The organism is Dactylosporangium sp. NPDC051541, from assembly GCF_044454505.1.
In the GTDB taxonomy this organism is placed as follows: domain Bacteria; phylum Actinomycetota; class Actinomycetes; order Mycobacteriales; family Micromonosporaceae; genus Dactylosporangium.
Window position 1 is genome coordinate 655,891 of the sequence record NZ_JBITDU010000001.1, and the last position, 13,884, is coordinate 669,774.

10 protein-coding genes are annotated in these 13,884 nt (G+C 70.7%); 5 read left to right on the top strand and 5 right to left on the bottom strand.

Annotation, left to right across the window (positions count from 1 at the left end):
* Nucleotides 1-2 precede the first annotated feature (2 nt).
* The 4 genes from ACIA8L_RS03090 (at nucleotide 3) to ACIA8L_RS03105 (ending at nucleotide 9,538) form a co-directional block, all read left to right on the top strand.
* Nucleotides 3-2,651 (top strand): hypothetical protein, encoded by a 2,649-nt coding sequence (locus tag ACIA8L_RS03090; protein WP_395899819.1) that lies wholly within the window; start codon nucleotides 3-5, stop codon nucleotides 2,649-2,651.
* A gap of 51 nt (nucleotides 2,652-2,702) precedes the next feature.
* Entirely contained in the window at nucleotides 2,703-4,835 is a 2,133-nt protein-coding gene (locus tag ACIA8L_RS03095) for a hypothetical protein (protein WP_395899820.1), read from the top strand.
* Between the two features lie 124 nt (nucleotides 4,836-4,959).
* Nucleotides 4,960-6,618, top strand: a complete 1,659-nt coding sequence (locus ACIA8L_RS03100; RefSeq protein WP_395899822.1) for a VWA domain-containing protein — start codon at nucleotides 4,960-4,962, stop codon at nucleotides 6,616-6,618.
* A gap of 118 nt (nucleotides 6,619-6,736) precedes the next feature.
* Nucleotides 6,737-9,538 (top strand): glycoside hydrolase family 9 protein, encoded by a 2,802-nt coding sequence (locus tag ACIA8L_RS03105; RefSeq protein WP_395899824.1) that lies wholly within the window; start codon nucleotides 6,737-6,739, stop codon nucleotides 9,536-9,538.
* Here ACIA8L_RS03105 and ACIA8L_RS03110 read toward each other — a convergent pair.
* The 3 genes from ACIA8L_RS03110 to ACIA8L_RS03120 are packed head-to-tail and all read right to left on the bottom strand — an operon-like array spanning nucleotide 9,519 to nucleotide 12,796.
* On the bottom strand, nucleotides 9,519-11,522 hold the full coding sequence (locus ACIA8L_RS03110; RefSeq protein WP_395899826.1) for a hypothetical protein: 2,004 nt from the start codon (nucleotides 11,520-11,522) through the stop codon (nucleotides 9,519-9,521). The genes ACIA8L_RS03105 and ACIA8L_RS03110 overlap by 20 nt on opposite strands.
* A 27-nt stretch (nucleotides 11,523-11,549) precedes the next feature.
* Nucleotides 11,550-12,368, bottom strand: coding sequence for an oxygenase MpaB family protein (locus ACIA8L_RS03115; protein WP_395899828.1), 819 nt, complete (start codon nucleotides 12,366-12,368; stop codon nucleotides 11,550-11,552).
* Nucleotides 12,365-12,796: a Fur family transcriptional regulator gene (locus tag ACIA8L_RS03120; protein ID WP_395899830.1), complete on the bottom strand. Its 432-nt coding sequence runs from the start codon at nucleotides 12,794-12,796 to the stop codon at nucleotides 12,365-12,367. The genes ACIA8L_RS03115 and ACIA8L_RS03120 overlap by 4 nt, the downstream gene beginning before the upstream one ends.
* Before the next feature lie 116 nt (nucleotides 12,797-12,912).
* Between ACIA8L_RS03120 and ACIA8L_RS03125 the strand changes: the two genes are divergently transcribed.
* Nucleotides 12,913-13,377 (top strand): DUF2231 domain-containing protein, encoded by a 465-nt coding sequence (locus tag ACIA8L_RS03125; protein WP_395899832.1) that lies wholly within the window; start codon nucleotides 12,913-12,915, stop codon nucleotides 13,375-13,377.
* Here ACIA8L_RS03125 and ACIA8L_RS03130 read toward each other — a convergent pair.
* On the bottom strand, nucleotides 13,374-13,676 hold the full coding sequence (locus tag ACIA8L_RS03130; protein ID WP_395899834.1) for a translation initiation factor 2: 303 nt from the start codon (nucleotides 13,674-13,676) through the stop codon (nucleotides 13,374-13,376). The two genes, ACIA8L_RS03125 and ACIA8L_RS03130, sit on opposite strands and share 4 nt — an antisense overlap.
* Nucleotides 13,677-13,727: 51 nt before the next feature.
* On the bottom strand, nucleotides 13,728-13,865 hold the full coding sequence (locus ACIA8L_RS03135) for a hypothetical protein (RefSeq protein ID WP_395899836.1): 138 nt from the start codon (nucleotides 13,863-13,865) through the stop codon (nucleotides 13,728-13,730).
* Nucleotides 13,866-13,884: the final 19 nt, after the last annotated feature.

Consider the following 13,884-nt stretch of genomic DNA (forward strand, 5'->3'; position numbering starts at 1 on the left):
CCGTGACTGTGGACAAGGGCACGACCAGGCCGACGCGCACCGTGCCGGCCCAATGGGCCCTGGTCAGCAAACGACTCGACCCGTCGGGCACCTATGCGATCGACGGTTACGAGGTCGTGGGGACCAGCGGCAGCATGGCCGTCGCGCAGTCGCTGCAGGAGACGGGCCTGACCGGGACGCCCTCCAGTACCGCGGTCGGCACCCCGGACGCCCTCCCATGGGTGATCGTCACGGCCGGGAACGGGCCGCGGCCGATGATGGCGATGAGTGTGATGATCTCGAGTCCGCTGCGCACCGAGGGCGGGCGACCCGTGACCCCGACCCGGATCCTCTGGACGGACTGGCTGGATGCCGCGGCCCACCGGTTGACGTGGACGGGGATGGCCTTCGGACACCAGAAGATGCCCTGGCCGGAGACCCGGGTCACCGGCCAGAGCCCGATCGCTCCGCCGACCCGGATGGACATCGTCGACATCCCGGCGCAAACGGTGGCCGGAAACATCGACCGGTTCGGGTTCGACTGGCTGGCCGGCCTGGCCGGCCTGGTACTGGAGGGCCGCCGCATCGCGATCGTCGCGGAGGCGGTGCCGCTGCCGGGCCTGGACGATCGCGTCGCGCTGTTCGACGCGGTCTGCGCCCTGCTGCCCTACGGGCGCCGCACCCGGTTCAGCGCGGCGACGTGGGCCAGAGCGAACGTCGAGCACGGCGTGCAGCTGGTCTTCGCCGACACCGTGGCCAAGGACCAGGTCCGCGTGGTCTGGCAGGAGCCGCCACCCCGTCCTCGCAGCGCGGACGCGGCGGACTATGTGACCGACCTGATCCGCCTGCGCCGTGGTGAAGCGAAGTTCCGGACGCTCGACATCGTCGAACATCTCGTGAACGAGTCGGACCCGAACCGCTGCCGCGACGCCCTGTCGGCCCGCCGGTGCCTGCTGGCCATGGACCTGACGCGTGAGGTGGTCCGCCTCATCCAGTCCGGCCGGGCGTCGGTCAGCGACGTGCAGCAGGTGTTGGCGCAGCACCCGCTGGACACTCTGCCGTCGAAGTACGCCCAGATCTTGGTGCAGTTCCTGGCCGATCGCGGCCCGCGGGACAAGGCGGCCCCGGATCTGCTGCTGCGGACCTGGTCCGCGGAGACGGAGCGACGGCTGGGCTCCTACGGCCGGGCCCAGCTCACGGAAGCCAGCCTGCCCGGCCTGCGCTCGTGGTTCGCCCTGGCCGATCAGGCCGGGGAGGCGTGCGGGCTCAACCTGCTGCGCGAGCTGCTGCGGCCCACCGAGTCGATGCGCGACCTGCGCCCGGCCGCCGCGGACGCGGCGCTGAAGTTGCTGGCCGACGTCAAAGGTGCGATCAAGGATCCGGTCATCCAGCAGCACATCGCCGACCAGCCCGCGATCTGTGTGGCGCTGCTGCGCCAGATTCTCGACCGCGGGATACCGCTCGAGCGGGCCGTCGATCAGATCGACCGGTGGCTGGCCGATCCGGGCGCCTGTGGCCGGCCCTGGCTCGTGCCCTTCGGCTTCGCGATCGGGCGGGGAGCACCGACTGACGATCAATGGCGAGTCCTGTGGAGCGCCGACGACCGGGTGTGGCTCGTCCTGCTGAACATCGCCAAGTTCGCCCGGCAGTCCGTGCGTGTCTTTGCGGCGATGTGGCCGGCCCTGGTGGAGCGGGCCGGCCTGATCGGGACAGAGGCCGAAAACCTGGCGTTCGAGGCTGAGCTGGACCTCTTGACGCCGGACAACTGCGGCCTGGCGGAGATCGAATGGGCGCGCATCGACGTGCTGCACCTGGTGCGCTTCGGGCAGCTGCCCGGCATCACCATGGGTGCCGTCGCGCTTCCCGACTACGCCGAGGCGTTTCGGCTGGCGTGGTACAACCCGGTGCTGGCCGAGCACCGGGCCGAGATGCACGACCGGCTCATCCAGGCGCTCTTCCCGGCGACCGGCAGCACCGCACTCCAGGGCTATCGGCTCATGGCCATCGTGTCGGTTGTCGATCCGCAGCTGATGGATCTGGCCGCGCGGGCGATCGCCCAGCAGGTGGATGCCCGGCCGTCGGACTTCGTCGACCTGGTCTTCGGCGCGGACTGGATCGAGCGGATTCGCCACGTGTCGACGCTGGAACGGTTCTGGGCATACCAGCGTCTGCGCACCTTGGTCCGCACGGGCGCGGCCATGGATCAGATCGTCGCGGCCTACGTGCACGGCGGTCGGGTGAATTTGAGCTTTGATGACCTCGAACGCGTGATGTTCGAGTGGTTCCAGGGCAATTCGCCGCAGTCGGCCGGCTTGGTGCTGACCGAGCTCTGGCGGCACGGGCGCGCTGATGACGCCGAACGAATGCGCAAGCGCATGTCCGGTGGTGCGTACGGGCAGCCCCTGGCGGACGCCTGGAACGCCTTCGCCGCCGACACCTTGCTGTTCGCGCAATGGCAGGCCGGGAAGACCAGACCGCCGAAGGTCAAGCCGCAGCCGGCGCCGCCACCACAACGGGCACCGGTACCGCCCGCAGGGGCGCATGCCCTGCCGCCGGCCGACTCGAACGCCGGGAAGAGACCGGGCCCGGTATCGAGATTTGTCGGTGGAATTTTGCACGTCGGCGCCAAGAACGACGAGAACCCGGCTCCGACGACCGTGGATGACCGATAGCCGCGGCTTCTGCCCGCGGCCGACTCCAAGCGCAGAACGGAGGTGCAAGCGATGTCGGCGATTCGACCGAGATCGAGCGACGTCGCGGCGGTGGCGGCCGATGTCGACCGGTTCGGGTTCGAGCTGGTGGCGGGCCTGGCCGGCCTCGTGCTGGAGGGTCGCCCGGTCGCGATCGTAGCCGGGGCGGCCGCGCTGCCGGGCCCGGAGGATCGCGCCAACCTGGTCGACGCGGTCTGGGGCCTGCTCCCCCTCGGCTGCCGGGCCCGGCTCGGCGCGCACCAGGAGCCGCTGGTCTTCGCCGACCTGGCGGCTGATGGGCAGGCCCGCGTGACCTGGGCGGAGCCGCCGCCGCGCCCGCGAACCGCGGATGCCGCCGAGTACGTCAAGGACCTGGTACGCCTCCGCCGCGGTGACGCGAAGTTCCGGACCGCGGACATCGTCGGGCATCTGCGCGGGGAAGCTGACCCCGGCCAAAGCTCCGACGCGGTGTCGGCTCGGCGGGGTCTGCTGAGCATGGATCTGGTGCGGGAGGTGGCTCGGCTGATCCGGTCGGGCCGGGGGACGGCCGCCGATGCGCAGCAGGTGTTGGCGAAGCACCCACTCGGCAGCCTGCCGTCGCAGCACGCCCAGACACTGGTGCAGTTCCTGGCCGACCGCGTCCTGGAGGACCAGGCGGCCGGGGAGCTGCTCGTGCGCACGTGGTCCGCGGAGACCGAGCGGCGGCTGGGCGCCTACGGCCGGACGCTGCTGACGGAGGCCGACCAGCCCCGCCTGCGTTCGTGGTTCGTGCTGGCCGACCGGGCCGGGCCCGCGGCCGGGCTGGGCCTGCTGCGCGAGCTGCTACGGCCGACCGAGTCGATGCGCGACCTGCGCCCGGCCGCCGCGGACGCGGTGCTGCAGCTGCTGTCGGGCGTCAAAGGGGCGATCAAGGACCCGGTCGTCCAGCGGCTCATCGCCGATCAGCCCACGGTCTGTGTAGCGCTGCTGCGCATGATCCTCCACCGTGGCATCCCGGCCGAGCGGGCCGTGGGGGAGATCGAGCGGTGGCTGCTCGACCCGGCGGCCGGGAGTCGGCCCTGGCTGGCCCCGTTCGGGTTCGCGATCGGCCGGGGTGAGCCGAACGCGGAGCAGTGGCGAGCTCTGGCCGACATCGACGATCGGGTGTGGCCGGTGCTGCTGCACATCGCCGCGTTCACCAAGCGGCCGATCTTCGCCTCGATGTGGCCGTTCCTGGTGGATCGGGCCGGCCTGATCGGGACGGACGCCGAAAACCTGGCGATCGATGCGGCGCTGGATGCGCTGACCCCGGAGAACTGCGGCCTGGCCGACATCGAATGGGTCCGCATCGACCTGCTGCACCTTGTTCGCTTCGCGCAGATGCCCGGTCTCATCATCGGCAGCGTTCCGCTCCCCGATTATGCGGGAGCGCTACGGTCGCTCTGGCCCAGTCCGGTCCTGGCCAGGCACCGGATGGAGCTGGGCCGGCGGCTCGTCGGGGCGATCTTTCCCGAACCCGGCACGGTGGTTCAGGCCCAGCGGCTGATGGCGATCGTGCCGGCCGACGACCAGGAAGTGATGGATCTGGCCGCGCGGGCGATCGCCCAGCAGGTGGATGCCCGGCCGTCGGACTTCGTCGATTTGGTCTTCGGCGCGGACTGGATCGAGCGGATTCGCCGCGTGTCGGCACTGGGACGGTTCTGGGCTTATCAGGGTCTGCGCACCTTGACCCGAAGGGGCGCCGGTATCGAGCAGGTTGCCGCCGGTTTCGCGCAGGCCACTGATGCTGGCCTGAGTTTCGAGGACCTTGAACGCCTGGCCGCCGAATGGTTCCACATCAATTCGGCACAGTCGATCATCTACTTGCTGACCGAGCTCTGGCGACACGGGCGTGCCGATTATGCCGAGATATTGCGCAAGCGCATCTCCTCCGGCACATACGGTCAGCGCCTCGCCGACCGCTGGAATGTCCACGTCGGTGACGGCTTTGTGTTCATGCAATGGCTCGCCGGGCGAACCCGACCGCCACGGTATGCGCCGCCCGCTCAGCGTGAGCCGGTGGCGCCGGGCGGGGCCGATCCGGGCGCCGCGCCGAGATCTGAGCCGGTTTCGAAAATCATCAAAGGCATGCTCCGCAGTTCCCGCAGTGCCGGCGGCGGAGAACGGCCGGCCGCGGATGAGCGGTAGTCGTGCCATGCCTGCAGCCCACCCCTACGCAAGGACCGGAGATACAGCCATGTCGGCGATTCGGCCGCAATCTCTCTCGACCACCGTTCGTGCGTGGCTGGCGTTGTCGGTCACGCTTGTTGCCGTGTTTGCCGCGCTCGGGCTGGTGGCCTCGCCGGCGATGGCTGATCCTGCCCCAACGCGGGAGGATATCTACAAGCAGCTCGGCGTCGACGACGTGGCGGCCGACTACGTCGTGCTCGTGGACACCTCCGGGTCGATGGGAGCCAATGGGCTCTACAACAACGTCCGGGGCGTGCTCAATACCTTCCTCGGCGGGCTGGCCCCCAACGACTACGTCGCGCTCTACACGTTCGACAACAAGCCGCAATGGCGGTACGGCAACAAGGCGGGTAACCGTGACGCGATCCTCAACGCGCTGCCCACCGCGCCCACCACGGACGGGATGACCGACATCGGGCGGGCCATCGAGCAGGCGCTCAACGAGCTGAACCGGTCCGGTGCGGCCGACATCGCCACCGTCGTGCTGCTGACCGACGGTGAGCAGGCCGCGCCCGCGGACTCGCCGTACGTGTCGACGACCGCGCCGGCCTGGCAGAACCTCAAGACCCGGGCCGCGTCGCTGAACAAGACCTGGCTGGGGGCGTACGCGCTGCCGTTGAACGCCAAGACCGGGGCTTCGCTGCTGCAGAGTGTCATCCCGAGCACGGTCGTGCTGGAGCCGAGCACGGGGTCGGGGCTGGCCGGGTATCTCGACCAGTCCAAGCAGGCGACCCGGCTGGCCAAGGCCCGTTCGCTGCTGGCCGGCGACGTCGGCAAGGGCGTCCAGGTCAAGTGGGCGACGAAGCAGTCGGATCGGGTCGCGGGCACGGCGACGCTGGAGCTGACCCTGACGTCGCAGACCCAGCGGGCCCCGCTCACCGTGACCGACCTGCAGGTCAGCTCGGGCGGGGGAGTGACCTGGAGCGAGCCGCCACCCGCGACGGTGGACCTGAAGCCCGGGCAGTCGCAGACCTTCACGATGTCTGTGCGCTGGAGCCCGGGGTTCAGCCTGAAGCTGTGGCCGCACCAGCAGGACTCCGCGCCGGTGACCGCGACCGGGAAGGTCGGGTCGCCGTGGGCGGCGGTGCTCGGCTCGGACATTCCGTTGAACGTCCCGGGCGGCATCCCGGCCGAGGGCAGTACCAGTGATGCGCTGTCGAAGCAGGTCGGGTCGTGGCCGGCGGTGGCGATCGCGGCCGGCTCGCTGGCGCTGATCGTGCTGGTGGTGGCCCTGATCCTCTACACCCGGGCCTACCCGCGGCTGCCGCGCGGGACGATGGGTGTCTACCAGGTCGGGGCCCGGACCAGCGACGGCTTCCGGCTGATCGACCGGTTCCAGGTGCGGCGGCGCAGGGTCGAGCACGTCAGCGACGCGGCCGGGGCCACGATCAGGGTGCGGGGGCGGCGGGTGCCGCTGTCGAAGTTCGCGCCGGCCCACATCGGGCTGGAGACGACGCTCGTGCGCACCGACATCCGGGGCACGTCGAGCCACACGATCCGGCCCGGGCACGGTGGGCTGGTCGGCGGGTTGTACCTCTTCCACGCGGGCCGGGCCGAGGAGGTGCCAGCGCGGCTGCAGGTGAGCAACGCGCCCGATGAGGTCGGTGGCGGGTCACCGTGGGAGGTGCCCGAATCGCGCGACGGCGGCCATGAGGCCCTCCACAACAACGGGCGCAGCTACTGGAGCGAGGACTTGCAGGACGCGCCGCCGCTGCCCATCCCGGGCGACCCCAACGGCTGACCGGCGGTGCAAGTTTCAACTCCTGAGCTGCGGTAACGGCTGTAAAAGCAGGCTTCCTTTCCAAACCCTGGGCGGTGGTGGGTTGAATCCGACCAACCGCCCCCAGGGAGGGAAGTCGATGAGGTACAGGAAGAAGTTGCTGAGTGCGCTCGTGGCCGTGGGCATGGCCGCGGCCGGGGCGTTCGGGATTGCCATACAGCAGCCGGCGGCGCACGCGGCGGCCGCGTTCAACTACGGCGAGGCGCTGCAGAAGTCGATCTGGTTCTACGAGGCGCAGCAGTCGGGGCCGAAGCCGTCGTGGAACCGGGTCAACTGGCGGGGGAACTCGGCGTTGAACGACGGGTCCGATGTCGGGCTCAACCTCACCGGGGGGTGGTTCGACGCCGGGGACCACGTCAAGTTCGGCTTCCCGATGGCGTTCTCGACCACGATGCTGGCCTGGGGCGCGGTCGAGTACCGCGACGCCTACGTGCGCTCCGGGCAGCTGACGAACCTGGTCAACAATCTGAAGTTCGTCAACGACTATTTCATCAAGGCCCACCCCAGCGCCAACGTCCTCTATGGACAGATCGGCGCCGGCAACCCCGACCACGCCTGGTGGGGGCCGGCCGAGGTGATGCCGATGGCGCGGCCGTCGTACAAGATCGACGCTACCTGCGGCGGGTCGGACCTGGCCGGTGAGACGGCGGCGGCGATGGCGGCCTCGTCGATCGTGATCCGGCCGACCGACGCGGCCTACGCGGACACCCTGGTCGCGCACGCCAAGCAGCTGTACTCCTTCGCCGATTCGGTCCGCAAGAAGTACTCCGACTGCATCACCGACGCCGCGAGCTACTACAACTCGTGGAGCGGCTACAACGACGAGCTGGTGTGGGGCGCGATCTGGCTGTACCGGGCCACGAACGACAGCTCCTACCTGTCGAAGGCCGAGGCCGGCTACGCCAACCTCAGCAACGAGAACCAGACGACCACGAAGTCCTACCGGTGGACGATCGCCTGGGACGACAAGTCCTACGGCTGCTACGTGCTGCTGGCCAAGCTGACCGGCAAGCAGCAGTACATCGACGACGCCAACCGCTGGCTGGACTACTGGACCGTGGGCGTCAACGGGGCGAAGGTGCCGACGTCGCCGGGCGGGGAGGCGGTCCTGGACAGCTGGGGGTCGCTGCGCTACGCCGCCAACACGTCGTTCGTCGCGTTCGTCTACAGCGACTACCTCACGGACGCGACCCGCAAGGCGCGCTACCACGACTTCGGCGTCCGCCAGATCAACTACGCGCTCGGTGACAACCCGCGCAACTCCAGCTACATGATCGGGTTCGGGGCCAACCCGCCGAAGAACCCGCACCACCGCACGGCCCACGGCTCCTGGTCGGACAACATCAACGAGCCCGCGCAGTCGCGGCACACGCTGTACGGCGCCCTGGTCGGCGGCCCGACGTCGGCGAACGACGCCTACGCCGACAGCCGCAACGACTACACGATGAACGAGGTCGCCACCGACTACAACGCCGGCTTCACCAGCGCCCTGGCCCGCATGTACAGCGAGTTCGGCGGCACCCCGCTGACGAACTTCCCGGTGGCGGAGACCCCGGACGGGCCCGAGATGTACATCGAGTCCTCCATCAACACCGTCGGCACGACCTTCACCGAGGTCAAGGCCCTGGTCTACAACAAGTCGGCGTGGCCGGCGCGGGCCCTGACCAACGGCTCGTTCCGCTACTACTTCACGCTCGACGGCGCGACCACCCCCAGCCAGATCACGCTGTCCAGCGCCTACAACCAGTGCTCGGCCCCGACCGGCCCGACGCTGGTCAGCGGCAGCACCTACTACGTGACCGTCAGCTGCGCGGGGCAGAACATCGCCCCGGCCGGGCAGTCGGCGTGGCGGCGCGAGGTGCAGTTCCGGATCAGCTCGGCCGGCACCTGGGACCCGTCCAACGACTGGTCGGTACCCGCCGGGTCCACGCAGGCGGCGAACAGCCACATGACGCTGTTCGACGGATCCACCCAGGTGTGGGGGACGGCGCCGACGAGCGGGCCGGCCGACACGACCGCGCCGAGCGCGCCCGGGAAGCCGGCGTTCACGAACGTCACCGCGACCGGGGCCACCGCGACCTGGACGGCGTCCACGGACAACGTGGGGGTCGCGAGCTACAGCGTGTACAACGGCAGCGTTCTGGTCGGCACGAGCACGACGAACTCCCTGGCGATCACCGGGCTGACCCCGTCGACCGCGTATTCGATCATCGTCGTCGCGCTCGACGCGGCCGGCAACGCCTCGGCCGCCTCGACCGCCGGGACGTTCACGACCTCGGCCCAGACCGGGGACGTGACCGCACCGACCAAGCCCGGCACCCCGGTCGCGTCCGGCACGACGGCCAGCAGCACGACGCTGACCTGGGCGGCCTCGACCGACAACGTCGCCGTCACGGGCTACAACGTGTACAACGGCAGTGCCCTGGTCGGGTCCAGCAGCACGACCTCCCTGGCCGTCACCGGGCTGAGCGCGGCGACCGCGTACTCCTTCACGGTGCGGGCCAAGGACGCGGCCGGGAACCTGTCCACGGCGTCCGACCCGGTGTCGGTGACCACGTCGGGCGGGTCCACGGGCAAGTCGTGCTCGGCGACGTACAAGGTGACCAACCAGTGGGGTGACGGGTTCAACGGCGAGGTGACGGTGACGAACACCGGCACCACGGCCCTCGCGGGCTGGACGGTCTCGTTCACGTTCCCGGGCAACCAGAAGATCAGCAACGGCTGGTCGGGGGTGTGGACCCAGTCGGGCGCGGCGGTGACCGTCGCCAACGCCGACTGGAACGGCCCCCTCGCCCCCGCGGCCACGGTCGCGCCGGGCTTCGGGGCGAGCTACTCGGGGACGAACACGGCCCCGGCCACGCTCACCTGCACGGCCCGCTGATGCGGTAGATCCAGATGGCGCCGGCGGACCAGACGAGCGAGGTCTGGTCCGCCAGGCGCGGCGACTCCCGGCCCTGCGCGCGGTCGACGAGGATCCAGCGCACCCGCTGGTCCCACAGCCACCGCAGCCGGGCCGGGGTCGGTTCGTAGATGGCCAGGTCGTTGGCCTGCAGGCGGGCCGGGTCCCAGTAGGTCAGGGCCGGCCCGACGCCACCGCCGGCGGCCTGGATCGCGTTCGACTCGGGTGAGTAGCCCCAGCTGCCCAGCAGGACCCGGCGCTCGGAGAAGGCCGAGATCCAGTAGGCCAGGCTCTGCTCGGCCTGGGTGCCCGAGCCGACGCGGTGGACGTTCGTGGCCACATACTCATCCGGGGTGCTGTGCGCGCGCAGCCAGCGGGCCCCGGCGGCCTGGTCGGGGGTGACCCGCACGTGATACGCGGTGCCGAGGTTGGCGTGGTGGACGGCGTCGTAGGGCAGCCCGGCGCTGCCCGCGAACAGCACGACCACCAGCGCGGCCCGGACCTCGCGGGTGGCCAGCGCGACGGCGAGCACCAGTGCCGCGAAAAAATATACGCCGTAGATCGCAAGCCGCGGCGGTGGAATCGCGACGTTCCAGGCGACGATCGATACACAACATGCTCCGACCAGTCCCGGCACCGGAATCCGGTGCAGGCCGGCCGCCGACAGGATCACCCCGAACGGGAACCCGGCGATCGCGAAGAAGTGCTGCCCCCAGGAGTTGTGCCAGATCAGCACGGTCGCCGCGAACCCGGCCAGGGCGGCACCGGCCAGGAACCGCTCGACCGGCCCCCACTCGCGGACGCACAGCGCTCCGGCCAGCCGGAAGCCCATCGCGATCGCGTAGGCGCCCAGGCCGGCGAACATGACGAGGGGCCGCCCGCGCGCGAAGTCGGCCATGATCCCGAACGGCCGGATGATCAAACCGCCGCCCTCGCCGCCGTACAAGAAGAGCATCGCCAGGCCCAGGACGGCGGCCAGCAGCGCGAACGGCCGCCAGGCGCGGCGCGGACCGGCGCAGACCAGGCCGGCGAGGGCGACCGGCAGCACCGTCGACTTGGCCCCGGCCACCCCGGCCGCGAGGAGGGCGAGCAGCAGCCAGGTACGGGTCGTGTGCCGCTGCCGCAGGACCTGGGCCAGCACCGCGATCAAGGGCATGGACAGGGCGCTCGCGTACAGCACGGACCGGCTCGACCACGAGTAGTACGCGGTGATGGACCCGAAGAACGCGGGCGCCCGGCCCGGCAGGACGGCCTCGCCGACCAGGTACATCAGGGTCGCCGCCACCGGACCGGTCCACATCCGCCCGGTGACCCGCCACGCGGCCACCGCGAGGAGCGCGACGGCGAGCACGGCCAGGGCCGGCAGGTCGAGCCGGAACCACAGCACGGGCAGGTCGACCCCGGTGAGCCGGCCGGCCGCGGCGAGGTGGGCGTAGGCGAACCAGTGGTAGGGCAGGGCCTCGGCGCCGAGCTCGGGGACGGCGAGGGTGGCGTGATGCCGGAGGTCACCGGCGATGGCGAGCAGATTGAGCTGGTCGATCATGTAGTCGACCGGCCGCTCCACGGGCACCGGCGGGTTGACCCGCAGGAAGGCCCAGCCGAGGTAGCCGACGAAGCCCAGCGCGACCCCGGCCACCGCCCACGACCAGGCGACCGGCGGCCGCTGTGGATAGTGCGGAGTTCGCAGGTGGCGGCGCAGCAGGATGACCGCCAGGATGGGCCAGGCCCATGGCGCCGGCCGAGCCGCTGTCTCCAGGACGAGGCCTATGGCGGTACCAAAGGCAAGGTCTTCGACAAGACTGTGCGGGTCGCGCCGCAGGGCGCGGTAGACGAGCGTCCCGGGCAGCACCACGGCCAGACCGACATATACGAAATATCGTGCGACATCCGAAATGTCCGTTCCAAGCGTGACCAGCAGCGCCGTCACAACAGCGGCGACAACAAGCGCCGGAAGCCAGCGGGTCACGCGAGGTTGAACGCGAAGAGCGGCCCTCTAGTTGCGCGGGCGCAGGCGCTCCATCGCGCGCTTGCGGGCCGGCGACTCGATCCACTCGATCGGCACCTGGCGCAGCAGCCGGCCCAGGACCCGGGCGTTCACCGAGGTCACCAGGTCGGTGGTGGGCAGGCCGGGGAGCCCGTAGAGCTTGCGGGCCCACGGCGGCAGCAGCCCGATCGCGAGAGCCGACACGCCGAACGCGGCCCCGCGGACCGGGGTCAGGCCGAGCCCGTAGGGCAGCGGCGGCATGGTCAGGAAGATCCCGGTCGCCGCCGAGTCGACGGTGAGTGCCAGCTCCGGCCGCATCCGCTCGTAGTAGGCCTCCACCGCGGCCACCGAGTCGGGCACCGTGGCCGGGTCGAGGCCGACCAGCGCCGCGGCCCGGGTCTGCTCGCGGTGGTACTCGTCCATCTCCTCCGGCGCGAGCCGCAGCCCGCCGCGCAGCACGGCGGTCAGGTACGACTCGACCTCGGTGACGTGGACCCAGCGCAGCAGCTCGGGGTCGTCGATCCGGAACCGCTCGCCGGTGCGCCGGTCGACCGCCGTCATCCGCGAATGGATCTTGCGGACCCGGGCGCCGGCCTTTTCCGCCTCCTCGGTCGTGCCGTAGATCACGGTGGTGACGAAGGTCGAGGTCCGGGCCAGCCGGCCCCAGGGGTCCTGGCGGTAGTTGCTGTTCTGCTCCACCCCGGCGACGGCCCGGGGCAGGAGGGCCTGCAGGTAGAGGCTGCGCAGCCCGCCGACGGTGACCATCGGCTCGCGGTGCACCCGCCAGGTGATCGAGTCCGGGCCGAACAGGCCGTGGTCGGTGCTCATCGGTCGTCGGCGCGTCGCTGCTGGCAGGCCGGGCAGAGACCCCAGAATGTGACCTCGGCCTCATCGAGGACGAAGCCGTGGGCCTGGGACGGGGTCAGGCACGGTGCGTCGCCGACCGCGCAGTCGACGTCGGCGATCTCCCCGCAGCCGCGGCAGACCACGTGGTGGTGGTTGTCGCCGACCCGCGACTCGTATCGCGCCGGGCTCCCGGCCGGCTCGATCCGGCGGGCCAGCCCGGCCCGGGACAACGCACTGAGCACGTCATACACCGCCTGCGTGGAGACCGTGTCCAGGCGCTGGCGCACCCGGGCCGCGATCTGTTCGACATCGAGATGGCCGTGGGAGCCGTCGAGCACCTCCAGCACGGCCAGCCGGGGCCGCGTCACTCGCAGACCCCGGGCGCGCAGCAGATCCTCACCCGACACCATTCCATAACACCACGCAACCTGGAACCGTTCAAATGTTTCCGGGCTCTTGAACCATCCGAACCCCTGCACAGGTACCCCATGGGCGGGGAGGATCCGTATCAGAACGAGGAGGCTTCGTGTTCGATCGCGTCTCAGGCATTCCGGCACATCCGCTGTTCGTGCATGGGGCCGTGGTGCTGGTGCCGCTCCTGGCGCTGGTCGCGGTCCTCTACGGGGTGTGGCCCGGCAGCCGCCGGCACATCCGCTGGCCACTCATCGCGTTCGCGGTGGCCGCCCCGATCGCCGTCTTCGTCTCCAAGGAGTCGGGGGAGGAGCTGAGCAAGCAGTTCGGCGACTCGCCGGCGGTCGCGGCGCACGAGGGCTACGCCGACAAGCTCTTCTGGTTCATCCTCGCCCTGGGCGTGGTGAGCCTGGTGATGGCGTTCCTGGTGCCGGTGACCCGCGAGGCCACCGCGGCGATCAAGGCCCCGGTGGTGGCGCACTACGCGGTCGCCGCGCTGGCCGTGATCCTGGCGCTGGTGTCGGCGTTCTACGTGTACAAGACCGGCGACAGCGGCGCCAAGATGGTCTGGGGAGCCTAGAACAGCGCCCGGCCGCAGAGGATGAAGAGCAGGACGAGCATCACGGCCCCGGCGAACAGCCCGACGCCGCGGGTCAGGATCGTGGCCGCCTGCTCTTCGCGGTCGATGCGCTCAGGGTCCTGCTCCGGCAGCCGGCGCGGCGGGGACGGGCTGTCGACCACGGGCGGGCGCCAGCCGTGCGGCGGCGGGGCGCTGCGCGGCGCGCCGGTGTAAGGAACGCTCGCGGGCGCGGCCGGCGGCGAGACCGGGTCCGCCGCGCTCCCCTCGGGAGGCCGCCGCCAGTACGCGTCATCACTCACGTGACCGACACTACCCACCGCCGGAGTATTACCCCGGCGGTGGGCGCTTGATTACCGGTCGTTCTCGAGCTCCCGCAGATCGGCCAGGGACATCGGCCGGGTCGCGTCGGGGTCCTGCTGGTCGAGCCGAAGGGTCTCCTGCTCGTCGGCCGAGGGGTCGCCGACGGGCTCAGGGGTGGGTTGCGTCATGCCGCCGAGTGTGCCCGCG

Bases quoted from the DNA above. Each gene is read 5' to 3' on its own strand.
- ACIA8L_RS03105 (WP_395899824.1), top strand. From the start codon at position 6,737: ATGAGGTACAGGAAGAAGTTGCTGAGTGCGCTCGTGGCCGTGGGCATG.
- ACIA8L_RS03120 (WP_395899830.1), bottom strand. From the start codon at position 12,796: ATGGTGTCGGGTGAGGATCTGCTGCGCGCCCGGGGTCTGCGAGTGACG.
- ACIA8L_RS03095 (WP_395899820.1), top strand. From the start codon at position 2,703: ATGTCGGCGATTCGACCGAGATCGAGCGACGTCGCGGCGGTGGCGGCC.
- ACIA8L_RS03115 (WP_395899828.1), bottom strand. From the start codon at position 12,368: ATGAGCACCGACCACGGCCTGTTCGGCCCGGACTCGATCACCTGGCGG.
- ACIA8L_RS03135 (WP_395899836.1), bottom strand. From the start codon at position 13,865: ATGACGCAACCCACCCCTGAGCCCGTCGGCGACCCCTCGGCCGACGAG.